Genomic DNA, 253 nt, shown 5'->3' on the forward strand with positions numbered 1-253 from the left:
GATCGTGAAACCGGCCCACGAGCCGATCGCCTTGTCGGCATAGGTGGAGAACGAGCCGGAGTCGGGCATCGCACACGCCATCTCGCCGAGCATGCGCATCACCGTTACGACCAGCAGGCTGCCGAACACATAGGCCAGCACGGCGGCGGGCCCCGCTTCCGCAATCGCGTGGCCCGAACCGACGAACAGCCCCGCGCCGATGCTGCCGCCGATCGACAGCATCACCACATGCCGCTGCTTGAGCCCATCGGAG

The 253-nt window shown here is 67.2% G+C and carries 1 protein-coding gene; it reads right to left on the minus strand.

Going from position 1 to position 253, the window contains the following annotated elements:
* On the minus strand, window positions 1-253 hold a 253-nt coding region (locus SB772_RS43420), incomplete at both ends, for an amino acid permease (protein ID WP_410838949.1).

Source organism: Paraburkholderia sp. SIMBA_030 (assembly GCF_046535245.1).
Taxonomy (GTDB): domain Bacteria; phylum Pseudomonadota; class Gammaproteobacteria; order Burkholderiales; family Burkholderiaceae; genus Paraburkholderia.